22 protein-coding genes and 1 pseudogene are annotated in these 24404 nt (G+C 65.9%); 12 read left to right on the forward strand and 11 right to left on the reverse strand.

What is annotated here, in order from left to right:
* The first annotated feature begins 9 nt into the window (after positions 1–9).
* The gene (locus ABIA30_RS13155; RefSeq protein WP_370065923.1) at positions 10–1152 is read left to right on the forward strand and encodes an acyl-CoA dehydrogenase family protein; all 1143 of its coding nucleotides are present in this window, start codon (positions 10–12) and stop codon (positions 1150–1152) included.
* Positions 1153–1291: 139 nt separating this feature from the next.
* Here the strand turns inward: ABIA30_RS13155 and ABIA30_RS13160 are convergent, their stop codons facing one another.
* Complete coding sequence (locus ABIA30_RS13160; RefSeq protein ID WP_370065925.1) at positions 1292–2035, reverse strand: fasciclin domain-containing protein; 744 nt, start codon at positions 2033–2035, stop codon at positions 1292–1294.
* Positions 2032–3238 (reverse strand): annotated as a pseudogene (locus ABIA30_RS13165) (MFS transporter). The gene ABIA30_RS13160 and the pseudogene ABIA30_RS13165 overlap by 4 nt, the downstream one beginning before the upstream one ends.
* Positions 3239–3292: 54 nt before the next feature.
* Between ABIA30_RS13165 and ABIA30_RS13170 the strand changes: the two are divergent.
* Positions 3293–3808, forward strand: coding sequence for a gamma carbonic anhydrase family protein (locus ABIA30_RS13170; RefSeq protein ID WP_370065927.1), 516 nt, complete (start codon positions 3293–3295; stop codon positions 3806–3808).
* A gap of 37 nt (positions 3809–3845) precedes the next feature.
* Here ABIA30_RS13170 and tet(V) read toward each other — a convergent pair whose 3' ends face one another.
* Both tet(V) and ABIA30_RS13180 read right to left on the reverse strand, forming a co-directional pair.
* Positions 3846–5129, reverse strand: coding sequence for a tetracycline efflux MFS transporter Tet(V) (tet(V), locus tag ABIA30_RS13175; RefSeq protein ID WP_370065929.1), 1284 nt, complete (start codon positions 5127–5129; stop codon positions 3846–3848).
* 89 nt (positions 5130–5218) lie between these two features.
* Positions 5219–6010: an enoyl-CoA hydratase gene (locus ABIA30_RS13180; RefSeq protein ID WP_370065931.1), complete on the reverse strand. Its 792-nt coding sequence runs from the start codon at positions 6008–6010 to the stop codon at positions 5219–5221.
* Positions 6011–6129: 119 nt separating this feature from the next.
* On the opposite strand from ABIA30_RS13180, the gene ABIA30_RS13185 reads away from it, so the two are divergent.
* Both ABIA30_RS13185 and ABIA30_RS13190 read left to right on the forward strand, forming a co-directional pair.
* Positions 6130–7221 (forward strand): CaiB/BaiF CoA transferase family protein, encoded by a 1092-nt coding sequence (locus tag ABIA30_RS13185; protein WP_370065933.1) that lies wholly within the window; start codon positions 6130–6132, stop codon positions 7219–7221.
* Between the two features lie 26 nt (positions 7222–7247).
* Positions 7248–8222 carry an NAD(P)H-dependent flavin oxidoreductase gene (locus tag ABIA30_RS13190; RefSeq protein WP_370065935.1) on the forward strand — a complete coding sequence of 325 codons (975 nt, stop codon included), beginning with the start codon at positions 7248–7250 and terminating at the stop codon, positions 8220–8222.
* Between the two features lie 124 nt (positions 8223–8346).
* Here ABIA30_RS13190 and ABIA30_RS13195 read toward each other — a convergent pair whose 3' ends face one another.
* Positions 8347–8469 (reverse strand): hypothetical protein, encoded by a 123-nt coding sequence (locus ABIA30_RS13195; RefSeq protein ID WP_019510862.1) that lies wholly within the window; start codon positions 8467–8469, stop codon positions 8347–8349.
* A gap of 408 nt (positions 8470–8877) precedes the next feature.
* On the opposite strand from ABIA30_RS13195, the gene ABIA30_RS13200 reads away from it, so the two are divergent.
* The 3 genes from ABIA30_RS13200 to ABIA30_RS13210 are packed head-to-tail and all read left to right on the forward strand — an operon-like array spanning position 8878 to position 12411.
* Complete coding sequence (locus ABIA30_RS13200; protein WP_370065938.1) at positions 8878–11112, forward strand: MMPL family transporter; 2235 nt, start codon at positions 8878–8880, stop codon at positions 11110–11112.
* Positions 11109–11783, forward strand: a complete 675-nt coding sequence (locus tag ABIA30_RS13205) for a TetR/AcrR family transcriptional regulator (RefSeq protein ID WP_370065940.1) — start codon at positions 11109–11111, stop codon at positions 11781–11783. Before ABIA30_RS13200 ends, ABIA30_RS13205 begins: the two co-directional genes overlap by 4 nt.
* The gene (locus tag ABIA30_RS13210) at positions 11776–12411 is read left to right on the forward strand and encodes a class I SAM-dependent methyltransferase (RefSeq protein WP_370065942.1); all 636 of its coding nucleotides are present in this window, start codon (positions 11776–11778) and stop codon (positions 12409–12411) included. Before ABIA30_RS13205 ends, ABIA30_RS13210 begins: the two co-directional genes overlap by 8 nt.
* Here the strand turns inward: ABIA30_RS13210 and ABIA30_RS13215 are convergent.
* Positions 12398–13126, reverse strand: a complete 729-nt coding sequence (locus ABIA30_RS13215) for an NAD-dependent deacylase (RefSeq protein WP_370065944.1) — start codon at positions 13124–13126, stop codon at positions 12398–12400. The genes ABIA30_RS13210 and ABIA30_RS13215 overlap by 14 nt on opposite strands.
* Positions 13127–13162: 36 nt before the next feature.
* Between ABIA30_RS13215 and ABIA30_RS13220 the strand changes: the two genes are divergently transcribed.
* The gene (locus ABIA30_RS13220; RefSeq protein ID WP_370065946.1) at positions 13163–13528 is read left to right on the forward strand and encodes a GntR family transcriptional regulator; all 366 of its coding nucleotides are present in this window, start codon (positions 13163–13165) and stop codon (positions 13526–13528) included.
* Positions 13529–13532: 4 nt separating this feature from the next.
* Here ABIA30_RS13220 and ABIA30_RS13225 read toward each other — a convergent pair whose 3' ends face one another.
* A complete protein-coding gene (locus tag ABIA30_RS13225; RefSeq protein ID WP_370065948.1) occupies positions 13533–14741 on the reverse strand; it encodes a PucR family transcriptional regulator in 1209 nt (402 codons plus the stop codon).
* 132 nt (positions 14742–14873) lie between these two features.
* Between ABIA30_RS13225 and ABIA30_RS13230 the strand changes: the two genes are divergently transcribed.
* Together ABIA30_RS13230 and ABIA30_RS13235 are read left to right on the forward strand one after the other, a co-directional pair.
* Positions 14874–16382: a flavin-containing monooxygenase gene (locus tag ABIA30_RS13230; protein ID WP_370065950.1), complete on the forward strand. Its 1509-nt coding sequence runs from the start codon at positions 14874–14876 to the stop codon at positions 16380–16382.
* 34 nt (positions 16383–16416) lie between these two features.
* Complete coding sequence (locus ABIA30_RS13235) at positions 16417–19593, forward strand: cytochrome P450 (RefSeq protein WP_370065952.1); 3177 nt, start codon at positions 16417–16419, stop codon at positions 19591–19593.
* Positions 19594–19603: 10 nt separating this feature from the next.
* On the opposite strand, the gene ABIA30_RS13240 is transcribed toward ABIA30_RS13235, so the two are convergent.
* The 3 genes from ABIA30_RS13240 to ABIA30_RS13250 are packed head-to-tail and all read right to left on the reverse strand — an operon-like array spanning position 19604 to position 22411.
* Complete coding sequence (locus ABIA30_RS13240; protein ID WP_370065954.1) at positions 19604–20992, reverse strand: wax ester/triacylglycerol synthase family O-acyltransferase; 1389 nt, start codon at positions 20990–20992, stop codon at positions 19604–19606.
* Positions 20993–21047: 55 nt separating this feature from the next.
* Positions 21048–21881: a class I SAM-dependent methyltransferase gene (locus ABIA30_RS13245; protein ID WP_370065956.1), complete on the reverse strand. Its 834-nt coding sequence runs from the start codon at positions 21879–21881 to the stop codon at positions 21048–21050.
* Positions 21878–22411: a DUF1697 domain-containing protein gene (locus tag ABIA30_RS13250; RefSeq protein ID WP_370065958.1), complete on the reverse strand. Its 534-nt coding sequence runs from the start codon at positions 22409–22411 to the stop codon at positions 21878–21880. The genes ABIA30_RS13245 and ABIA30_RS13250 overlap by 4 nt, the downstream gene beginning before the upstream one ends.
* Positions 22412–22451: 40 nt before the next feature.
* On the opposite strand from ABIA30_RS13250, the gene ABIA30_RS13255 reads away from it, so the two are divergent.
* The gene (locus ABIA30_RS13255) at positions 22452–22892 is read left to right on the forward strand and encodes a PPOX class F420-dependent oxidoreductase (protein WP_370065960.1); all 441 of its coding nucleotides are present in this window, start codon (positions 22452–22454) and stop codon (positions 22890–22892) included.
* An 18-nt stretch (positions 22893–22910) separates the two neighbouring features.
* Positions 22911–23102: a DUF5302 domain-containing protein gene (locus tag ABIA30_RS13260; protein WP_370065962.1), complete on the forward strand. Its 192-nt coding sequence runs from the start codon at positions 22911–22913 to the stop codon at positions 23100–23102.
* On the opposite strand, the gene ABIA30_RS13265 is transcribed toward ABIA30_RS13260, so the two are convergent.
* On the reverse strand, positions 23099–24379 hold the full coding sequence (locus tag ABIA30_RS13265) for an acyltransferase (protein ID WP_370065964.1): 1281 nt from the start codon (positions 24377–24379) through the stop codon (positions 23099–23101). The genes ABIA30_RS13260 and ABIA30_RS13265 overlap by 4 nt on opposite strands.
* Positions 24380–24404 lie beyond the last annotated feature (25 nt).

Below are 24404 nucleotides of genomic sequence, written 5' to 3' on the forward strand. Positions count from 1 at the left end.
GAAATAGCAATGAAGAGATTGGTTTTCGAGCCCGAGCATGAACAGCTCCGGGAGACCGCGCGACTGTTCCTGGAGAAGGAATGTCTGCCGAACGTCGAGAAGTGGGAAGCCGACCGTCTGGTCGACCGCGATGCGTACTTGGCCGCGGGCAAGTACGGGCTGATCGGTTTCAATATGCCAGAGGAGTACGGCGGCGGTGGGGTCGACGACTTTCGCTTCAATGCGGTGATCGTCGAGGAGTTTTCTAAGTTCGGTCTGGCCTGCCCCGGCGTGAGCCTGCAGAACGACATCGTCGGGCCGTACTTCAGGAACCTGGCCACCGAAGAACAGCTGCAGCGCTGGATGCCCGGTTTTGTCAGCGGTGAGCTGATCGGCGCCATCGCGATGAGCGAGCCTGGCGCGGGCAGTGACCTGGCCGGCGTCCGCACCACCGCGGTACGGGACGGCGATGACTGGATCATCAACGGCGCCAAGACCTTTATCTCCGCGGGCATCAATTCCGACCTGGTGATTGTCGTTGCGCGCACCGACCCGGAGGCCGGCCACAAGGGCTTCTCGCTGCTGGTCGTGGAGCGGGGGATGGAGGGCTTCACCCGCGGCCGCAAGCTGGACAAGATGGGCCAGCACGCTGCCGACACTGCCGAGCTGAATTTCGAGAACGTCCGCGTTCCCGGCACCAACCTGCTCGGTACCGAAGGCAACGGTTTCTACCATCTGATGGAAAACCTTCCCTCGGAACGGCTTTCGATCGCCATTGCCGGAATCGCAGGCGCTCGTGCGACATTCAACGAGACGCTGCAGTACGTCAAGGACCGCAAGGCTTTTGGCCAGCCGATCGGCAGCTTCCAGAACAGCCGCTTCGTGATGGCCGAGATGGATACCGAACTCGACATCGCCGAGCAGTACGTCGACCGCTGCCTGCGGGCCGTGGTGGACAAGGAGCTGACCGCAGTCGAGGCGTCCAAGGCCAAGTGGTGGTGTACCGAGCTGGGCAAGAAGGTCGTCGACCAGTGCCTGCAGCTGCACGGTGGCTACGGCTACATGAACGAGTACCGGGTGGCCAAGGACTACGTCGATGTCCGGATCCAGACGATCTACGGCGGCACCACCGAGATCATGAAGGAGATCATCGGTCGCAACCTTGGCCTCTAGTCGGCCACCGCCGGCCCGGGCTCCAGCCAACAGAAACGGCGCCCCTGCTGATGGCAGGGGCGCCGTTTCGTTGAGGTTGCGTCCAGGGCGGTGAATTGCGAGAGGGCATGACCCTCAACGCAATGTCAACGCTCTGCGGTCAGTGCTGCGCCGAGGTGGTCGTCGTCGAAGTCGCCGAGGACGACGTCGAGGTCGCGCTGGACTCGGTGCTGGTCGGGGTTGCCGACGTGCTGGTGGCCGAGGTGCCCGAGGAGGCGGTAACCGGCGCCGGTGCGTCGGACAGGTCGAGCACGGTGTCGATCACGAAGATGCGGGCATTGCTGGCCTGGATCGCCCCACACACCAGCTTGGCCGTGTCGTTGACCTTGATGTCGCCGCCGTCGCCGGTGACCTTGATCGGGGCACCCTGCTGGGTGGGCCGCTGGCCCTTGACGGTGTCATTGCCCAGCACACCCAAGAACACGTGGTAGTAGTCGAAACTGGTCAGCGCCGCCGGATCGGCCTTCAGTGCCGCCAGCTTGGCCGGATCCATCGCCGCGAACGCGTCATTGGTCGGCGCGAAAATGGTGTACGGGCCGTTGTCCAGCACGCTGTCGATGTTCACCGCGGAGTTGAAACCGCCGGACACCGCGGCGTTGAAGTCACTGATGGCCGGGATGGCGGCGAGCGCGACGCTGGCGGGCTTGCTGGCCAGGCTGGTGCCCGAATTGCCAGGCATACCCACCTTGACCTTGTCGCAGCCCGGGCCCTGCGGGTCCGGGAGGTCCTTGACCGTCGGCTCCGGCGGCGGGTCGGCGTGGGCGGTCACGGCGACCGGCAGCGATACGGCCAGCGCCGCGATGGCTGCGGCGGCACCCAGAAGCTTGCTGGTGTGAGTCTTCACGGTCGGCTCCTCAGCTCGATCAATTGCGTACGCACTCCGGTGGGGTCCGAGAAACACCCAGGGCGCGGCGCCTTTGGGATCGTAAAGGCTGACCACCGCAAACAGCAAAAACAGCCCTCGCAGCGACGACCGGCTCGGGCCGGGCTGACCTGCGGCTTTCGCACGCAGAAGCACAGTGCCGCGGCGACCCCGCACAGGCCGGCGGACAGCTGGAATGCGACGTCATAGTTGCCCTGCTGATCGCGCAACCATCCGGCGCCGGCAGCTGCCAGGGCCGCACCGACCTGGTGCGCGGCGAACACCCAGCCGAACACCACCGGCGTCTGGTCGGCGAAATACTGGCGGCACAGCACGATCGTCGGCGGCACGGTCGCCACCCAGTCCAGATCGTAGAAGATGATGAACACCCAGGTCCCCGGCTCGGTGTGCGGCGCAAGCAGCGACGGCAGCAGCATCAGCGATACCCCGCGGCCGAGGTAGTAGACCAACAACAGCAGGCGGGGATCGAGGTGGTCGGTGAGCCAGCCGGAGCAGATGGTCCCGGCGACGTCCAGGATGCCGATGGTGGCCAACAGTCCGGCGGCCACCGTTGCGGGCATCCCGTGGTCGTTGGCGGCAGGGATGAAGTGCGTACCGATCAGGCCGTTGGTGGTCATGCCGCAGATCGCGAAGCTCACCGCCAACAACCAGAATGCCGGCACCTGCGCACCCAGGGCGAGGCCGTCGAAGGCCGCCCGGAAACCGGTGCTCGGCGGCGGCTCGGCGCCGGGTGACCAGCCCACGCCGCTCGTCGAACCATCGGGTGGCGATGGTCGCGACGAACCCCATGGAGATTGCGCCCGTGCCGGTGCCGACCAGCACGCCCCACAACAACACCAGCTGCCATTCGGCAGTCATCGACACCGATAAGGCAGCCCCGGTGGTGATGAGGAGCAGCGCCACCGTCAGCACCGGACGGATACCGAAGCGGTCCATCAACGCCGCGGCGAACGGCGCCGTCAGCCCGAACAACGTCATGTTGACCGACATGGCCAGCCCCACCGTGGCGTGCGACCAACCGAATTGGTGGTGCAGCGGATTCATCAGCACGCCGGGTACCGACCGGAAGCCCGCGGCGGCCAGGATGGCCAGGAAGCTGACCGCGGCCACCGCCCACGCTTGACGGCTGGTGCGTGGTGTCGTCACGGTTTCACTCTGATCGATGCGGCCGGTGGTCGGCTACCGATTTTCCGGCCCGGCGCGCATACGATGACGCGCATGTCTGAGCCGTTGATACGTCCTATCCAAGGCAATGCACCGCAGCTTCACGACGAATCCTGGGTGGCGCCGAACGCCGCAGTGCTGGGTCGGGTGACCCTGGCCGCCCGGGCGAGTGTCTGGTACGGCGTCACCCTGCGCGCCGAGTTCGAGCCCATCGAGATCGGTGAGGGCTCCAACATCCAGGACGGCTGCACGGTGCATGTCGACCCGGGCTTTCCGGCCAAGATCGGGGCCGGCGTCAGCGTCGGGCACAACGCGGTGCTGCACGGCTGCACGGTCGAGGACGGTGCCCTGATCGGCATGGGTGCGATCGTGCTCAATGGGGCCAGGATCGGCGAAGGATCATTGGTCGCTGCGGGAACTGTTGTACCGCAAGGCTTTGTGGTGCCGCCGCGGTCGATGATCGCCGGTGTCCCTGGCAAGATCCGGCGCGAGCTCACTGACGACGAGGTGAACCACAACCGCATCAACGCCCAGGTCTACGAACACCTGCTCACCCTGCACCGCGGCTAGTCGATGTCGGCGTGCGGCCGGGCGCAGCACGCCGACATCACAGCGGGTGGGCCAGCTCGTCGCGGTGCATCCGGGCCGCGGTGTACGCGATCGCGGTCAGCACCGCCGGGGCCAGGCCGGACACCAGGAAGATCCATTGCATGGGAACGATTTTCGACAGCGGACCGACGATCGCGTAGGACACCGGCAGGAACACCAACGATACGAAGAAGTCCAGGCTGGCCACCCGGCCCAGCATCTCGGTCGGTACTCGCCGCTGCAGCAGCGTCCCCCAGATCACCATGCTGGCACCGTCACCGATGCCGACCAAGAACGTGGCCACCAACATGAGCGGGAACGACCAGGTGCTGCCGACGATGATCAGCGGCAGCGCGCCCAGACCCCAGATCGCCATCATCGCCGTCAGGTAGCGCCGCGGCATGCGCGCATAGGAAACCGACAGTGCGCCAATGGCACTGCCGATTCCGAACCCCGCCATGATGAATCCGTAAGCCCTGGGGCCGTCGGCGAAGCGCCGTTCGGCGATGAACGGCACCAGCACTTCGATCGGCCCCAGCACCACCAGCACGTAGACGCTCGCGACCAGCAGTGTCCACAACAGCCACGGGGTCCGTGTCATGAACGCGAAACCGTCGCGCATGTCGTGTAGAACGTGTTTGCGCTCGGCCGGTTCGGGGTCGGTCGGGGCGGCCGCGGGTCTCGTTGCTATCAGCAGCGCCAGCCCCACCGCGAACAATGTCGCGACGGTGGCCTCGCCGACAGTGGGGAACGTGAGCCCGACCAGCACGCCGGCCACGGCCGGGCCGATCGCCTGCTGGAACACCGGACGCACGACACCTTCAATGCCGTTGGCGGCCAACAATTGTTCGACCGGCAACAGTCGCGGCAGCAACGCGCTGTAGGCCGGGAAGAAGAATGCCATCCCGATACCGAGGCACGCCCCGGCTATCGCCATGTGCCAAATACGAAGCATCCCAGCTGAACTGAGGGCCGCGACCGCCGACACCGTGACCAGGTTGATCGCTTCCACCGCGATGATGATGTTGCGCTGGTTGAGCCGGTCGGCGGCGATGCCACCGACCAGCACGAAGCAGACCAACCCGGCGCCCATGCAGGTCGCCACCAACGACAGTGCCGCCGGGTCGTTGTCGAGCGCGATGACCTGCAGCGCGGCTACGACCGTCCACATGCCCTCGGCGAAGATCGACAGCGAGACGGCGACGATGAGCAGGCGGTACTCGCGGAAACGTAGTGGTGCGATGACCCGCCATCGGTCGGCGGCCCGCTGCTCAGGCGTCGCGACTTTGGGCTGGGAACTCACCGCACCATCGTCCCGCGCCCGTCAAGCGATTTGTACTCGCAAACGGACGTTCACTGCCCGGAAACCTGATGGGTAAATCGCCCAGCGGGCTAGGCGTCAGTGAAGACCGCGGGGCGTCGCTGCTGGAAGGCCTTGATACCTTCGCGCAGGTCGGGAGCGTTCAAAAGCTGGATCTGTCCGGCACTTTCGCGGGCGAAGGCATTGTTCAGCTCGGTCAGGGTGGCGTCGTTGATGGCCTGCTTGGTCTTGCGCAGCGCCACCGCGGGACCGGACTTGAGCACCGTGATCACTCGCTCCACCTCGGCATCCAAGGCATCGGGGGCGTGCACCGAACTGACCAGACCGGCATCGAATGCCTCGCGCGCGGGCAGCTTCTCGGCCAGTAGTGCCATCTTCATCGCGCGGGCCCGGCCGATCGAGGCAGCCACCAAGGCCGACGCGCCGCCGTCGGGCATCAGCCCGATCTTGGTGAACGCCAAAAGAATGTAGGACTGCTCGGATGCCAGCACGATGTCGCAGGCCAATGCCAGGGACACCCCGACACCGGCGGCTGCGCCGTGTACCACCGCAACAGCCGGCTTCGGCAGGTTCACCAGTGCTGCTACCGCACTGTTGGCTGCGTTCAAAACCGCTGCGGCGTCATGGCTTTTGGCGTCCTGGTCCTCGGCGGACAATCCTGCGCCCGAGCTGAATCCGCGACCGTTTCCACCGAGGCGCACCACCTTGACCGCGGGGTCGGCGGCCGCTCGGTTCACTGCGGCGGCGATGTCCTCGAGCATGTCCTGGGTCAAGGAATTCAGGCTGTCCGGCCGGTTCAGCGTCACGCTGAGTACGCCGTCGGAGAGGGAGACCGTCAGATCGTCGGATCCGGTATAGCTCATGCAGCACCTCAGATTCAGGCGGGCAGAGGCCCGCGATAGACAGACTTCGTTATACAAGTAAGCTATGTCGCGGTCAACAGACCCGGGGTCGACGATGATCTACCAAAAGGTGCGTGACGATGGCTGGACCTTTGCAAGGTCTGCGTGTTGTGGAGTTGGCCGGCATCGGCCCGGGCCCACACGCGGCAATGATTCTCGGCGATCTGGGCGCCGACGTGGTCCGGGTGGAGCGGCCGAGCAAGACCGGCGCCCCCAGCGGCGACACCATGCTGCGCAACCGTCGGTCGGTGACCGCGGACATGAAGAGCGACGAGGGCCGTGCGCTCGTGCTCAAACTGATCGCCAAGGCCGACGTGCTGATCGAGGGCTTCCGTCCGGGCGTCACCGAGCGCCTGGGCCTGGGCCCCGAGGACTGCGCCAAGATCAACGACAAGCTGGTCTATGCCCGGATGACCGGCTGGGGACAGGCCGGCCCGCGGGCGCTACAGGCCGGCCACGACATCAACTACATCTCGCTGAATGGCTTGCTGCACGCCGTCGGTCGCAAGGGCCAGCGGCCGGTTCCTCCGCTGAATCTGGCCGGCGACTTCGGTGGCGGCTCGATGTTCCTGCTCGTCGGAATTCTCTCGGCACTGTGGGAGCGGCAGACCTCGGGCAAGGGCCAGGTGGTCGACGCCGCGATGATCGACGGCTCCAGCGTGCTGATGCAGATGATGTGGAGCTTCCGCAGCCAGGGCATGTGGAGCGACGAGCGGGGCACCAACATGCTCGACACCGGTGCGCCGTACTACGACACCTACGAGACCTCCGACGGCAAGTACATGGCGGTCGGTGCCATCGAGCCGCAGTTCTACGCCGAGCTGCTGGCCAAGCTGGGCCTGGACCCGGCGGATCTGCCCGGACAGAACGACATTGCGCGGTGGCCCGAGCTCCGCGACATCTTCACCAAGGCTTTCGCGGCGCAGACGCGCGACCACTGGACCGAGGTGTTCACCGGCTCGGACGCGTGCGTCACCCCGGTGTTGAGCTTCGCCGAGGTCGAGACCGAGCCGCACATCACCGAGCGCGACACGTTCTTCCGCTTCACCGAGGGCGGCGACAACCTGGAGCCCATGCCGGCACCGCGGTTCTCCCGCAGCGTGCCGGGTACGCCGACCCCGCCGGGCGTTTCCGGCGCGGACACCGACGCTGTGCTCCGCGACTGGTCCTGAAACCCGCCGGCTAGATAAGGAAACCTATGACGATCAAGACTAAGTTCACCGAAACCTTCGGCGTTGAGGCGCCGATCGCCCAGGGCGGTATGCAGTGGGTGGGGCGTGCGGAATTGGTTGCGGCCGTGGCGAATGCGGGCGGGCTGGGGTTCATCACTGCGTTGACCCAGCCGACGCCGGCCGACCTGGCCAATGAGATCGCCAAGACCCGGGATCTGACGGACAAGCCGTTCGGGGTGAACCTGACCATCCTGCCGGCGATCAACCCGCCGCCGTATGACGAGTACCGCCAGGTGATCGTCGATGCGGGCATCAAGATCGTCGAGACCGCGGGCTCCAACCCGGCGCCGCACCTGCCGATGTTCCACGGCAACGGGATCAAGGTGCTGCACAAGTGCACCTCGGTGCGGCACGCGGTCAAGGCGCAGTCCCTGGGTGTCGATGGCATCAGCATCGACGGCTTCGAGTGCGCCGGTCATCCGGGCGAGGACGATGTGCCGGGTCTGGTGCTGATCCCGGCCGCGGCCAAGGAGATCGAGATCCCGATGATCGCCTCAGGTGGTTTCGGCGATTCCCGCGGTCTGGTGGCGGCGCTGGCCCTCGGTGCCGATGGCATCAACATGGGTACCCGGTTCATGTGCACGGTGGAGTCGTGCATTCATCAGAACGTCAAGGAAGCGATCGTGGCCGGCGATGAGCGGGGCACCGAGCTGATCTTCCGCAGCCTGCACAACACCGCGCGGGTGGCGAGCAACACCGTTTCGCGCGAGGTGGTCAAGATCCTCAAGGACGGCGGTCAGTTCGAGGACGTCAAGGATCTGGTGGCCGGGGTGCGGGGCCGCCGGGTGTTCGACGAGGGCGACCTGGACGCGGGCATCTGGACTGTTGGCACCGTGATGGGCCTGATCCACGACATCCCCACCTGTGGTGAGCTGATCTCGCGGATCGTGTCCGAGGCCGAAGCCATCATCACCGGCCGCCTCGGCGGGATGGTCGGCTGAACGACCGGTCCCAAGACAACGAAAAGCCGCCAACTATCAAGGTTGGCGGCTTTTTCGTCGGAGGGCAGAAACTCTCCGACGATGGCCGTATGGCCGCGTCGATCAGCGCGCGTGGCGCGTGAGTTCAGACGGCCTCTGCGAGATCGGGGAACTGCTCGGAGGTGTCACCTTCGACCAGAACGTCCCCGTGGTACAGGGCGTCGAAATCAACCTTGATGACGTCGGCACTGGTGTCGTCGATCCACATGTCACTGAGGTTATTGGTCGCGATTAAGAAATCTTTGAGTTACGAATCGGAAAATGATGGCAATTCTTACCGCCGAGTAGGCAATTTCTACCTCTGAGTAAGTTCAGCCGAGGCCGCACCGGTCTACTGACGGGTAGCCGAACATTCCCCAAGGCCACATGTGATCTTGATGCGCCGCCGGGGTTTGGCGAAGCGGCCTGATTCACTGACTGGTAGCAAACGTGACGTCGGCCATCTTCGGGGCGCCGGACGATGCGGTTGATACGGCTTCCGCGGCGCTGAAACCGCACCCCTGCGCCCGGTCGCGTGAACCCGATCGGGGCCCAACTCGTGTTCATTAGCGTCAATAAGTTGACCGGGTAACTTATCGGCGATAACTTATCGACGTTAGGTAATGAAGGGGAGCTCATGCTGAACCGCATCGCGTTGTTGGCCATCGCCGCGCCCCGGCGAATCCTGGCCGTGGCTGCGTTGATCATGGTCGCCGCGGCGATCTTCGGTATTCCGGTGATCAAGAGCCTGCCCGCGGGCGGCTTCCAGGACCCGAATTCCGAGTCGTCCCGGGCCAGCCGGCTGTTGACCGACAAGTTCCATCAGGGCGACATGCCCATGCTGGTCACGGTCAGCGCAGCCGGCGGGGTGCGCAGCCCGGCTGCCACGGCGACGGCCCGCGACATCGTCGACCATCTGAAGGCGTCGCCGCACATCGCTTACGTGTCCTCGGCGTGGACCGCGCCGGCGGCCGCGGTGAGCGAGCTGATCAGTAAGGACGGCAGCACCGGACTGATCGTGGCCGGGGTCAACGGCGGCGAGAACAACGCGCAGAAATACGCCCAGGAACTCGCCGACCAGGTCGTGCATGACCGACCCGGGGTCAGCGTGAAAGCAGGTGGCGGGGCCATGGTCTACGCCCAGATCAACAAGCAGACCGAACGGGACCTGCTGTTGATGGAGTCCATCGCCATTCCGCTCAGCTTTCTGGTGCTGGTCTGGGTGTTCGGTGGATTGGTCGCCGCCGCGGTGCCGATGGCGGTCGGCGGGCTGGCGATCGTCGGCACCCTGGCGATCCTGCGGCTCATCACCTTCGCCACCGACGTCTCGGTCTTCGCCCTCAACCTGGCCACGGCCCTCGGGCTGGCGCTGGCCATCGACTACACGCTCTTGATCATCAGCCGCTACCGCGACGAGCTGTCGGACGGACAGACCCGGGAACGGGCGCTGGTGCGCACCATGGGCACCGCCGGCCGCACCGTGTTGTTCTCCGCCGTCACGGTCGCATTGTCGATGGCCGCCATGCTGCTGTTCCCCATGTACTTCCTCAAGTCATTCGGCTACGCCGGCGTCGCCGTCGTGGCGTTCGCTGCCGCGGCCGCGCTGATCGTCACTCCCGCCGCGATCTGGTTGCTCGGAGACCGGCTCGACGCACTGAGCATCGGGCGGTTGCTCCGCCGCGACGCCGCGCCGAAACCGGTGCACGAGATGTTCTGGTACCGATCGACCAAAGCCGTGATGCGCCGATCGGTGCCGGCCGCGCTGGCCGTCGTCGCGGTTCTGCTGGTCCTGGGTGCGCCGTTCCTGGGCGTGAAGTGGGGCTTCCCCGACGAGCGGGTGCTGCCGACATCGGCGTCCGCACATCAGGTGGGCGACCAGTTGCGCCGCGACTTCGCCAACAATTCGGCCACCGACATCAGCGTCGTCATACCCGACGCCACCGGGCTGGCTCCGGCGGACTTCGATGCGTACGCCGCGGCGCTGTCGAGGGTCGTCGCTGTCAGCTCGGTATCGGCCCCCACCGGCACCTTCGTCGGCGGCCGCAAGGCCGGGCCTGCCGGGCCGGGTGCCGGTATCGCCGACGGCAGCGCCTTCCTGACCGTCGGCAGCAGTGCACAGCTGTTCTCCGACGCCTCGGAGGCCCAGTTGGACGCGGTACACGCCGTCGGCGGACCGAAACACCGCGGCGTGCAGCTGGCCGGACTGGCCCAGATCAATCGCGACAGCGTGCAGGCCGTCACCGACCGGCTGCCCGGCGTGCTCGGCGTCATTGCCGTCATCACCTTCGGGCTGCTCTTCTTGCTCACCGGAAGTGTGGTACTTCCGGTGAAAGCCCTTGTCCTCAACGTGCTTTCGCTCACCGCGGCGTTCGGCGCCCTAGTCTGGGTGTTCCAGGACGGCCACCTCGGCGCGCTCGGCACCACCGCCACCGGGACGCTCGCCGCGAACATGCCGGTGCTGGTGTTCTGCATCGCCTTCGGTCTGTCCATGGATTACGAGGTGTTCCTGGTAGCCCGGATCCGGGAGTTCTGGCTGGCGACCGGCGACAACGACGAGAGTGTCGCGCTGGGTCTGGCCCGCACCGGGCGGGTGGTGACCGCCGCGGCGCTGGTGATGTCGATATCGTTCGGCGCCTTGATCGCTGCGCAGGTCTCGTTCATGCGGATGTTCGGCCTTGGGTTGACTCTGGCCATCCTGGTGGACGCCACCCTGGTCCGGATGGTGCTGGTGCCGGCCTTCATGCACCTGTTGGGCCGCTGGAGCTGGTGGTCGCCCGCGCCGCTGACCCGCCTGCACCACCGCCTCGGCATCAGTGAGTCCGGAGACGCCGACCCACCCGTGCCCTCCACTGCCGGCGCGGCGGCCCTGTGACGTTCGCCAAGCGGCGCCGCGCACCCCGCGGTTCCGGTGAACAACTGGGCGACGAAATCCTGGACGCCGCAACGGAATTGCTAATGGAGACCGGACACGCCAAGGAGGTGTCCATCCGGTCGGTCGCCCAGCGGGTAGGCGTCACCCCGCCGTCGATCTACCTGCATTTTGCGGACAAAGATGCCCTGCTGGACGCGGTGTGCGGCCGGTACTTCGAGCAGCTCGACGAGGTCATGCAGCAGGTGGCCGCCGAACAACCGACCGCGCTGGAACGGCTGCGGGCACAGGGCCTGGCCTATGTCCGCTTCGCCCGGCAGAACCCGGAGCTGTACCGGATCGCCATGATGGCCGAAGGCAGACCGGGCAGCGACGTGGACCTGGCCCTGAACACGGCGGCTTTCCTCCACCTGCGTGATTCGGTGCAGTCTCTGATCGATGAGGGCAATTACCCCGGTGGTGACGTGACCGCAGCGGCGTTGGGTCTGTGGTCGGTGGCGCACGGGCTGGCGGCCCTGTTCGTCTCGCGGCCGTATCTGCCGTTCGGCGATCCTGAAGAATTCGCGGACCAAGTGCTCAGCGCCGCCTGCCTGGGTGGCATGGTGAGGGGACTGCTCGCGGATGCGACGCCGCAGGAGATGGTCGACCGACTGAGAGGACTGGCCGATGACTGACACCCGTGCCGCGGTGGACAACCCGTTCTTCGCCCGGATGTGGATCGCCATGTCGTCTCGCGAACGTCGATTCATGAAGCAGTTGCGGCGGGAGAACCTTGCCGGGCTGTCCGGCCGGGTGCTCGAGATCGGTGCCGGCACCGGGACCAACTTCGAGTTCTACCCGGACACCGTCACCGAGGTGGTCGCTGTGGAGCCGGAGGCGAGGCTGGCGGTGCTGGCTCAACAGGCTGCGGTCACCGCGCCGGTGCCGGTGACGGTGCGAACGCAGACCGTCGAGCAGTTCGACACCGACGAGCTGTTCGACGCAGTGGTGTGCTCGCTGGTGCTCTGCTCCGTGGGTGAGCCGGAAGACGTTCTGCAGCAGATGTATTCACGGCTGCGACCGGGCGGTGAGCTCAGGTACTTCGAGCACGTCGCCAGCCTGGGCCCGCGGGGCCGGGTCCAGAGCTTCTTCGATGCGACCTTCTGGCCGCGCGTCTCGGGCAACTGTCATGCGCACCGGCACACCGAAGAGACCATCGTCGGCGCCGGCTTCCAGGTCACCGCCGCACGCCGGGTGCTGATGCTGCCGGGTTGGGTTCCGATGTCGGAGGCTGCGATCGGTCGGGCGGTCAGGCCCGCCTGATCCTCGGTAGCAGCTCGGGCAGGCGCTGCAACAGGGTAGGCAGCGCGCTGGCCGCCGACTCGCGTATGCACAGGGTGGCCTGATCCGAGAACGGGGTGGCGTTCGGATTCACCTCGATCACCGGGATACCTTGTTGGACAGCTGCTTCCGGCAGGGCCGCGGCAGGGTAGACCACCGACGAGGTGCCGACCGTGATCACCAGATCGGTGTCGCCGATGGCCTGGACCGAGTTGTCCCACGCGTCTTCGGGCAGTGCTTCGCCGAACCACACCACGTTGGGCCGGATCAGCCCGCCGCAGGTGCAGTGTGGCGGGTCCACCGCCAGTACCGGTTCGGCCATCGTGGGAAGCTGGTCGGTGTAGGGCTTGTGGCAAGTGTCGCAATGGAATTCGAACAGGCTGCCGTGGACATGGTAAACCCGGGTGCTGCCGGCCCGCTCGTGCAGGTTGTCCACGTTCTGCGTGACGACGTGCACCTCGGAGTAGTCCTGCCAGGCCGCCACCGCGCGATGGCCGTCGTTGGGAGACACCGTGCCCATCATGTAGTGCCGCCACAGGTACCACGCCCAGACCTTCTCCGGGTGCCGGTTCCACGCGTCAATGCTGGAGATTTCGTACGGGTCGGTCTTGGCCCACAGCCCGGTCTCGACATCGCGGAACGTGGGCACACCGCTGTCGGCGGACATGCCCGCACCGCTGAACACTGTCACCCGCATCACACCAACTTAATGGGTTCGGGTGATACTGGGCCAATGGCCGAGGTACCGGACTGGGTCCGGATAGATCAGCAGGCGTCGCAACCGCTGTTCGATCAGTTGCGGCTACAGATCATCGAGGCGATCCGGGTCGGCCGCCTACCGGCCGGCACCCGGATGCCGACGGTGCGTGACCTGGCCGCTGGCCTCGGCATGGCAGTCAACACGGTGGCGCGGGCCTATCGGGAGCTGGAAGCGGCGGGTGTGCTCGAAACCCGTGGCAGGTCAGGCACTTTTGTCGCTGCTGCCGACCCCGCGGACGCGGCCATGGTGGCTGCCGCGCGAGCCTTCGCCGAGACCGCGCAATCGTTGGGGGTGTCCAAGCCCGACGCGCTGCGTTATCTGGATGCGGTGTTCAACTAGTCCGTCATGGCGCGCCGCGCCAGAACAGCACGTCCAGCGCAACACCCACCTCGATGCTGCAGTCGGACAGCGGGTACGGCAACAGTTCCTCGGCGCGGGCCAACCTGCGCAGCAGAGTGTTCCGGTGGGTGTACAGCTGGCCGGCGGCGCGTGAGACGTTGCATTGCTCGTGCACGAAAACCCTTACTGCTGTGTGTAATTCAGGTCCAGCGGCCTCCAGATCGCCCAGGATTCGTTTGACGAACGCTGCAGCGCGGTCGGCGTCGGCGGTCAATAGCGCGACCAATTCGATATCGGTGTATTCGGCGATCTGCTGCGGGGAGTGCAGTCGCGCCATCATCTGCTGAGTGGTGATCGCGTCGAAGTGGCTGCGCCGGAAGCCATCCACGCCATCGCCGACGGAACCGATGGCGATACGGACCTCGGGGCTGCGGGCCGCGGCCGGTGCCAGGGCGTCGACCTCGACCGGCCCCGGCACCCAGACCCAGCGGGTGGCCGTGCTGGCGACCACGATGAGCGCCCGCCCTCGCCCGGCATGGCCGATGGCCTCGGCGGCGCGGTCCAGCGCCGACAGGTCACCGGCCGGGTTGTCGGTCCAGATGACTGCGGCGGCGTGGACGCCACCCAGCCCGTAGTTCAGCCGGCTTTCGGCACGCTGGCGGGGGATCGGGGCGCCGTCCAGCAGCAGTGCGACGGTCTCGCGGCGCTCGGCGTGCGTGCCACGGGTGAGCTCTTCGCGTTCGAGTTCGATCTGCGCTGCAATGCCGGCCAGGGTGGCCTCGATGAACGCGCTGATCGAACGCGAACACACGTCGAGCAGCTCGTGTAATTCAGCGGGGTCGGAGGTCAGCGCGAACGCGATCTCCATCAGTCGCCGCCAAGCGACGCCTTCGCCGACCCGGTAGGCATCCAATGAGTACGAGTCGAGGCCACGACGCACCACCTCGCGGGCGACTGCCATCGGCTCGTGCCCCAAGTTGGGCGGCACCGGCGCCCCAGGGTCACGGACGTTGGCGGTGCTCCAGAAATACAGGTTCGACCGATTGCTGCGGCTCACCGCCGCGGCCAGTTCGGGGTCCCACGCGACAGCGGGATTGGCGGCCAGCACGGCCCGGTCGAGTTCGTCGAGCCATTCGGGTCGGGCATTGACGACGACCTGCGCGCACTGCCGGATCAGCTCGCGTACCTGCGGTGACGGCCGTGCCCCGGGCATCACGCCAGGGTATCGCCGGTGATGCATTTTGCACCAGAAATTCTAGAATTTGAGAATTTTTGCCCTTCGGATGAGGGCCTTGGGGCAGGACCATGGTTACCACGCTTCGCGCCATCAACCAGGGAGTCAGTTATGGAGCACACCGCCAACACCACCGAGGTCGAGCAGTTGGACGTGCTGATCGTCGGCGCCGGAATCTCCGGCATCGGTGCCGCCTACTACCTGCAGCAGGAACACCCCGGCCGCACGTACGCCATCCTGGAGTCCCGCGGCGCGACCGGCGGAACCTGGGATCTGTTCCGCTACCCGGGTATCCGGTCGGACTCGGACCTGCACACCTTCGGCTACGAGTTCAAGCCGTGGCGCGACGAGCACGCGATCGCCACCGCCGACAAGATCCTGGCGTACCTGCGGGAGACGGTCAGCGAGAACGGCATCGACAGCAACATCCGGTTTCACCACAAGGTGCTCGGCGCGGGCTGGGACAGCGCCACCGCGCGTTGGCTCGTCGATGTCGAGCGTGCCGGTGAGCTGATTCAGATCTCCGCCAACTGGCTGTTCTGCGCCGGCGGCTACTACCGCTACGACCAGGGCTTCACGCCGGAATTCGCGGGCCGCGACCGTTTCATGGGTCAGGTCGTGCACCCGCAGCAATGGCCCGAGGACCTCGACTACACCGGCAAGAAGGTGGTGATCATCGGCAGTGGTGCCACCGCGGTGACCCTGGTGCCGTCGATGGCCGACACCGCCGCGCACGTCACCATGCTGCAGCGCTCGCCGACCTACATCATGCCGGTGCCCGCGAAGGACGCCTTCGCCAACATGGCCGGCCGACTGCTCGGCGCGGAGCGCGGGTACGCGCTGGCCCGGCGCAAGAACATCGCCAAACAGCGTGCGGTGTATACCTTTTGCCAGAAATTCCCGGCCGTCGCCCGTCGGCTGATCCGTTCGATCAATGCCAAGCAGTTGCCGAAGGGCTATCCGGTGGACGAACACTTCAGCCCGGCGTATGACCCGTGGGACCAGCGTCTGTGCGCGGTTCCGGACGCCGACCTGTTCAAGTCGATCGGCAGCGGCAAGGCGTCAGTGGTGACCGACCGCATCGCGACCTTCACAGAGACCGGCATCCTGCTGGAGTCCGGGCGGCACTTGAACGCCGACATCATCGTCACCGCAACGGGTTTGAACGTCCAGTTGTTCGGTGGCATGTCGCTCACAGTGGACGGCCAGCCGGTCGACTTCGCCCGCACCGTCGCATACAAGGGCATCATGCTGTCGGGTGTGCCGAACTTCGCCTTCGCGTTCGGCTACACCAACTCGTCGTGGACGCTCAAAGTCGGGCTGCTGTGCGAACACTTCTGCCGGTTGCTGAGTCATATGGACGCCAACGGTTTTGACGCAGTCCGGCCCGAGGTCGTGGACCCGGAAATGGGCACCCTTCCGTTGCTGGACTTCGCCGCCGGATACGTGCAGCGGGTGGCAGACACGCTGCCGCGACAGGGCGTGGACGGACCGTGGGTGATGTCGATGAACTACAACTTGGACCGCGAGGTGTTGCGCAACGGCGCGGTGAGCGACCCGAATCTGCGATTCGTGGCCAAGAAGTACAACGCGATCCCGGAATACGTGCCCGTTCCATAAGTGGCTCTCAGGGCGGCCGTTTACGCTGACGCGAATGGAGACATTTGGGGTGAGCGAAGCGACGGGAGATGTGATGTCCCCGGCCGTGCCGCCCGAGATCCCCGGAATCCCTTCAGCTGTCGGCGTCGGGCTGCCACCCGGCCCGGTGCCTGGCCGGCCCTATGCGTTGCCGGCTGATCTGCTCACCGAGCAGTACGGCCCGTTGTTCTACGCCGACTTCGGCGGCAGCCGCCGGCTCTACGCGTGCTCGCTGGCGCTGGTCGACGAACTGTGCGACGAGACCCGGTTCGCCAAGGGGCTGACCGACCGGCTGGCCCGGTTCCGGCCGATCGCCGGCAACGGATTGTTCACCGCGTATACCGGTGAGCAGGGTTGGCAAGAGGCCCACGACGTATTGATTCCCGGCTTCAGTTTCAGCGGCCTGCGCAGCTATCAGCCGGCCATGCTGGACATCAACCGCCAGCTCATCGAACAGTGGGACGCGGCAGTCGGCACCCGTCGGGTGGATGTGGCCGGAGACCTGGCCAAGCTGGCCATGGACACCGTCGGGCTGGCCGGGTTCGGAGCCCGGTTCGATTCGCTCCAAGAGGACGGACTTGCCGAGGTCCCAGCAAGTTTCGCGGCTGTGCTGAACGAAGTGCTGGCCGGAGCCAATGCCGACCAGGCGGTGTTCGAGTCCGAGCGAAGCAAGCTCTTCAGCTTCATCGAGGGCCTGATCGCGGGGCACCGTGCGGGCGAGGCGGATCTCGATGATCTGTTGGCATTGATGCTGCAGCCGGGGCCCGACGGCACGCCGCGACTCGATGACCTCAGCATCCGCAACCAGATCGCCACGTTCATGGTGGCCGGGCAGGACACCACGTCGACGGTGATGCCGACGGCGCTCTACAGCATCGTCAAGAACCCCGCGGTGTTGCACCGGGCCCAGGTCGAGGTCGATGCGGTGTTCGGTCCGGACGACGACCACGTGCCGGCGTTCGATGAGATCGGCAAGCTCACCTACATCCGGCGGATCATCGACGAAACGCTGCGGCTGTCCCCTCCGGTGCGGGAATTCGACCGAATGGCGTTGGCGGACACTGTGATCGGTGGCCAGTATCCGGTTCGTCGGGGCGAGGTGGTCACGGTGTTCACCTCGTCGCTGCACCGCCAGCCCGAGTGGGGCGACAACGTCGAGACCTTCGACCCGGACCGGGTGGAAGGTGAGCGGCCGGTCAATCTGTTCAAGCCGTTCGGTACCGGGGCGCGGTCGTGCATCGGACGGCAGTTCGCGCTGCACGAAGCGACCATGGCCATCGCGACGTTGGTGCACCGCTACCGATTCCTGGATGTCGAGCACTACCAACTGCGTACGCACAGTGATTTGTTGCGTAAGCCGCAGGGCTTTCACCTCGAACTGGTCCGCCGGACGCCCGAGCAGCGTCGCCAGGCTCCGGCCGCAGCGCCGGTGTTCGCACTAGCGACAGCGCTGTCACGGGCAGCGGTGCCGCCTGGCACGAAACTGCTTGTGCTACATGGCTCGAACCTCGGCAACTGTCGGGCGCTGGCACAGCAGCTCGGCGACGAGGCGGTCGACCTGGGATATGAGACGACCGTTGCCGCATTGGATTCCGCGACCGACGCGCTACCGGATCAAGGGGCGGTCGTGGTGGTCGCGGCGTCGTACAACGGCATGCCGACCGACGATGCCCGGGCTTTTGTGGACTGGCTGGACTGCGCGGCCGCCCAGTTGCCGCCGGTGCCGTACGCGGTGCTCGGCGTCGGTGATCGCAACTGGGCCGAGACCTACCTGGCGGTGCCGCGGCGCATCGACTCCAGGCTCGCGGAACTCGGTGCGAAGCAACTCATTCCGATGACCGAGGCCGACACCTCCGGTGATTTCGCCGGGGTGGTGGAGGAGTTCTCCGCGGCTCTGTGGAATGCGTTGGCAGGCGTGTTCGGAACCGAGGTGCCGGCCGCCGGCGACGCGGTGGCCGAGGAACCGCTCTACGATCTGCGGACCATCGATGGACCGGTCACCGCGGCGATCGACGCCCGCCATCAGGTGCAGCCGGCGACGGTGCTGGACAACACCGCCCTGGTGGACACCGGCTCGCCGATCGGAACGGACAAGCGGTTGATCAGGATCGCACTGCCGGACGGGGTCGACTATCAGACCGGCGACCACCTCACCGTGTTGCCGGACAACAGCCCGGAGTTGGTCGAGGAGGTCGGCGAAGTACTGGAGCTCAACCTCGACCGGCAGATCTCGGTCAACCCGCGCCGCAGTACCCGGCGGGCCATCCCGATCGACCGGGAAGTCACTGTGCGCGAACTGCTTACGCACTTCGTCGAACTTCGCAAGCCGGCCAACCGGAGCCAGCTGCTGCGGCTGGCAGCGGCCAACCCGTGCCCGCCGGAACGCGCCGCGCTGACCGCGTTGGCCGAACATCCCGAAGAGCGTGCACTCAGCGTCACCGCATGTATGGCCGAGTTCCCGGCCACCCAGCTCAGCCCGGCCGAACTTCTGGAACTGTTCGAGCCGATGGCACCCCGGCACTACTCCATTGCCACGTCATCGCGCCGCCGCGCCCGTGAGGTCGAACTCGTCGTGGGTGTGCTGGAGGGTCCGGCCCGCTCCGGGGACGGGGTGTTCCGCGGAGTCTCATCGACCTACTTGGCCGAATCCGGTCCAGGACAAAAGATTCGGATGCGGGTAGATCGGGCCCGGCAGGCGTTTCGGGCGGGGGCCGACCCGGCCCGCAACGTCATCCTGGTCAGTGCCGGGACGGGTGTGGCTCCGTTCCGGGGATTCATCGGTGACCGGCTGGCCGCCCTGGAGGCCGGTGAACAGTTCGCCGCGGCGCTGTGCTTCTTCGGGGTGCGTCACCCCGACGTGGATTACCTGTTCCGGGACGAGGCGCAGGAGGCCGAACGCCTCGGCGTGGTTCGCATGCGACCGGCGTTCTCCCGGCGGGACGGTGATGAGGTCCGCTATGTGCAGGACCGCATTGTCGCGGACGCCGCGGAGGTCTGGGATCTGCTGGGCGATCCGGAGAAGAACGCCCACGTCTATGTGTGCGGCGACGGTGCTGCGATGGCCCCCGCTGTGCGCGACGCCTTCCGAAAGATTTACTGCGACAACACCGGAGCCGACGACGACGCCGCCCGAGCCTGGCTGGCGGACTTGGTCACCGCCGACCGCTACGTCGAAGACGTCTGGGCCGGTTAGCTCAGCGAGCTCAGTCGGCAACCAGGCCGGCGGCGACTTCGAGTTCGCGTAACGCCGGCTCGATGGCATCGGCCATCGCGTCGATGTCGTTGGCCATCTCGGGGGTGGTGACGAAGCCGAAATCGATTCGGTCCCGGTAGCTGAAGCACGTGACGTTGAGGCCGACGTCCATCACGAGCGGACCCATCGGCATCATCTGCTCCAGGATCGCGCCGTTCATGTACAACGGCGCTGGTGATCCGGGCACGTTGGAGACGACGAGGTTCATCGGGGCCAGAGTGCCGCCGAGCTTGCTCGCGGTGTAGGCCCGAGCGGCCAGGAACACCAGACCCGGTGGTGTGGTGTCGGTCAGCCCCATGATCTGGTGTGCGGTCAACGCCTTGGCCATTTCTTTGGCGCCCTGAGAGCTGGTGTAGATGGCCTTGATCCGCTCGGTCGGGTCGGCAATGTCGGTGGCCAGCAGCACCGGCATCGCACTGACCTGGTTCCCCACGTGAGAGGCGTCGGTCCGGGTAGACACTGGAACCTGGGCAACGAGTGACTTCTCGGGCAGCTCGCCACGATCCTGCAGGTAACTGCGCGCGGCGCTGGACACCAACGCCAGCACGACGTCGTTGACCTTCACGCCGTAGGCTTCCTTGACGGCCTTCACGCGGTCCAGCGACACCCCTGAGCTACAGACGCGGCGGTGTGGTGAGATCGGGCCGTTGAACCGGGTGGTCGGTGCATCGAACATGCCCGGCGGCTTGTTGGCGACACCGCGGGCCGCAAGCTGTTGGCGCACAGTCTGTTCCATGAAACGCATGATCCGGTACGGCGTCTTGATGCCGATGTTGATCAGCGCGCCCAGGGCCTGTGACTCCAGCCCGGGAATCTTGACACCGACCAGCGATCGATCTGGCTTGGCAACCGGCGGCCGAGGTTCTGGCGTGAAGTCCAGCAGGATTTCCCCGAGCCCGGCCCCCGAGACGCCGTCGATGATGGCGTGGTGCATCTTCATCAGAATCGCCACCCGGCCGTTCTCGACGCCTTCGATGTACCACAGCTCCCACAGCGGGCGGGAACGGTCCAGCTTGTACGACATCAGTCGCCCCACCATGTCGTCCAGCTCGCGACGCCCGCCCGGTGCCGGAACCGCGATGTGGCGGATGTGGAAGTCCAGATCGAGTTCCTCGTCCTCGACAAACCATGGCCTGTCCAGTCCGAGCGGTGCGCCCGTCACGCGCCAACGTAATTGCGGCATCTCGGGTAACCGCGCCGCAACGAGCTTTTTCACCGACTCGAAGCCGAAACCCGGCACGCCGGTCGGGTCGTAGATCGCGGACGCGGCGACATGCATGTGCCAACTATTTGTTTCCGCGAACCAGAATGTTGCATCGGCACCGGACAAGCGATTCATGGGGGCGATACTAGGGCGCTCACGAAGAAGCGGGCGTGAAAACAGCCGAAACGTATTATCCGAACTCGAGCAGCGTCAACGCCGGACGTACCGGATCGAGTAGTGGAATCCGTTGTGCTGCCCACAATATCGTGTTGAGCACGGGACCGCGGCCGGCCGGTAGCGGTACGTCATGTACCGTCCGCACGCCGGGCACGATGTCGATCAGGTTCGCAGCATCGGACGCGGACATGGTGAACGGCATCGGCGGCACCCGGTAGCGCAGCGAGGTCCGCACGCCGCGTCCGACCAGGCCGGCGATCCACGCGGGCGGCAGGTCGAACATCATCCGTCCGCCCGGAAAACGCTTGGCGCACTCGGTGATCAGGCCCATGGACTCCTCGGGCTGCAGATACATCAGCAGTCCTTCGGCGGTGACGAAAACCCCGTCGTCGACGTTCACCCGGTCCATCCAGCTGTAGTCCAACGCGGACTGGGCGCACACCTGCACCCGGTCGGAAACTGGCAGCAACTTGCTGCGTAACTCGATCATGGGCGGGAGATCGACTGTCAACCAATGGAATTGGTCACTGACGGCGCTGGATTCGATGCGGTAGTAGCTGGTCTGCAGACCTTCGGCAAGTGCCACCACGGTGGCCTTGGGGTGGTCGCGCAGATAGTCCTTGGTGGCAGCGTCGAAAGCCAGTGACCGCAGTGCCATGTCCTGACGGCGCGAGTAGCCGAACTTGGCGAAATCGAAATCGATGCCGTCCACCAGTTCGATGGCCATCGGGTCGTCGATGATGCCGTCCGGGCGACGAGCCTCGGTGGCGCGGACCTGCAATGTCAGCAGCGCGGTTTCCGAGACGCCGGTCAGGGCGCTGCCATCGACCTTCGGAGAAGAGCTCACTTGCCCGAATCTACCGAAGCGAGCACCTTCTCGACGGTGCGCAGGTTGCGGCTGGTGGTGCAGGACTTGTAGCGCTTCTTGCCCATGGTCTTACCGAGCGGGCTGTCCAGGGTCGAGCCCTTGGAGACCTGCCAGTACAGCACCCCGGCGCCGCGGCTGAGCGGTTCGTCGGTGTCGAGTGCGGCCAACTCGTCCAATACGTCCGGTTCGCTGACAAAGGTGACGTACGAATGGTGGCCGTCGACCTCACGCTCGAAGGGGAATCGAGCCGAGATCGCACGCAGTTCTTCAGCGGTATACACCAGCACCCAGGCGTCATAACCGAACGTATCACGCAGTGCGGCTTCGGCTTTGGTGCGCACCTGTGGTGCCGCTGCCGGACTGTCCAGCAAGACGTTGCCGGTGGCCAGGATGGTCTTGACGTTGGTGAAGCCGGCCGCGGCCAGGGCGGTGGCGACGTCCGCCATCTTGAGATTGACCCCGCCGACGTTGACTCCACGCAGGAACGCGACGTAACGGCTCGCTGTCATGGCTCCCAATGGTAGGCAGTTGCGACGTACCCTGGAAACCATGCGTCACGTTCTCGACGACAAGCTGCTGGCGTTGATCAGCGGCAACTCACTGGGCGTGTTGGCCACCATCAAACGCGACGGCCGACCGCAGCTGTCCAATGTCTCGTACTTCCTCGATCCGCGTGCGGTGACCATCTCCGTGTCGGTGACCGAGCCGCGCGCCAAGACCCGCAATCTGCGCCGGGATGCCCGTGCGTCGATCTACGTGCGCTCTGACGACGGTTGGGCCTATGCGGTGGCCGAGGGTGATGCGGTATTGACCCCTCCGGCCGAGGCGGTCGACGACGACACCGTCGAAGGTCTGATTACGTTGTACCGCAACATCGCCGGTGAGCATCCGGACTGGGATGACTATCGGCGGGCCATGGTTGCCGAACGCCGGGTACTGCTGACCATGCCGATATCGCATCTGTACGGCCTGCCTCCGGGAGTGCGGTAAACGCGCTACTCTGCGTGCATGGCCAGTGAAAAAGACACAGCCGAAGGCTCGTCCGAGGACGAGACCAAGCGCAAGTTCCGCGAGGCTCTGGAACGTAAGAAGGCCGGCTCGGCCGGTGGTGCCATCCACAAGGAGGGCGGGCGCAAGCAGTCCCAGGCCCACGGCGCTGCCGGTGGCGGCCGCCGCGAGTTCCGTCGAAAGAGCGGTTAGCGAGCCAGTACCCGGGCGCTGATCAGCGCCGCCAACATCACCGAAACACCGTACAGGCCTTCGCCTTTGAGGCCCCATGGAACTGCGATCAGCGTGGCTGCACCGGCCACGCACAGCAGGGTTCCGACCGCCATGCTGCGCCATCCCGGCCCGTCCACCCGACCGCCGTCCCACAGTGGCAGCGGGTTGTTCTCCAGCGGGCGGAGCGCCAGGAACAACGCCGCGACCAATACCGCCATCAGACCGACCTGGGCCACGCTCAGAAGGAGAAAATGCGGCTGCCCGGGATAGCGGGGCAAGCCGAGTAGATCGAAGACCAGATGTACTGCGAGCAGCGCGGGCATATGCCACAGGTACAACGTCATCGCGCCGGTGTTGCCGATCACCGCCAGTCGCCAGACATTCGGCCGGGCCGCCCAGCGGTTGATCGCATCGATGGCGGCAATGGTGAAGGCACACATCATGATTGCGTGGCCAGCTAGTAGCAGCGATGGGGGAGTCATGTTCTTGATGTGCTGGGTGTCGATGCCTACCAGGCTCAGTTCGTAGGGGCCGAGCCAGACCAGGACGATGTTGACCGCGAACATGACCAGACCGAGGTGCAGGGCGGTCCGGGTGGTCAACAGCTTGCGGCGATACGCAACGCCGAACATGCCGGGGATCAGCCAAGCGGCGAAGTTCAGATAACCGACCGCGGTCCAGTCGTGGTCGTTGATCCGGATGGCGTCGACCGCGGCGATCAGCACGTACGTCGCCGCGACCGACGCGGCCAGCCGGCGGGTCGTGGTGATCTGCGCCAGAAGTGGCACCGTTGCGAGCACCAGTACGTAGATGCCCAGGAACCACAGCAGCTGGATGCTGATACCGGCGATCGGTTCGTAGACGTGGATCGGGAGCACCTGGTGCAGCACGGTCAACGCGACCGCCCAGAACGCCAGGTAGTAGAACACCGGCCGATACAGCCGGGTGCAGCGCTTGAGCAGCCAGCCACCCCAACTCCGACCGGCCTGCCAAGAACCCGCCGACGCCGCGACGCCAGCGAAAAAGAACAGCGGCATGATCTGGAACACCCAGGTCAGCGCCTGGAACAGCACTGATTCCGTCAACAGGTTGCCCCACCGGAACACGCCGCCGGCGATGATGCTGGTCGCCATCACGGTGTGCCCGAACACCACGCCCACCAGCGAGACGATGCGGATGACATCCAGTGCCCGGTCCCGCTCGGGCGGGGTGCGCGCTTCGATGTCGGCCGCAGTGGGAAACGCCCGGACGGTCATGCTTTCGAATGTACGGACGTGCAGG

It is taken from the genome of Mycobacterium sp. MAA66 (genome assembly GCF_041261665.1).
Lineage (GTDB): Bacteria > Actinomycetota > Actinomycetes > Mycobacteriales > Mycobacteriaceae > Mycobacterium.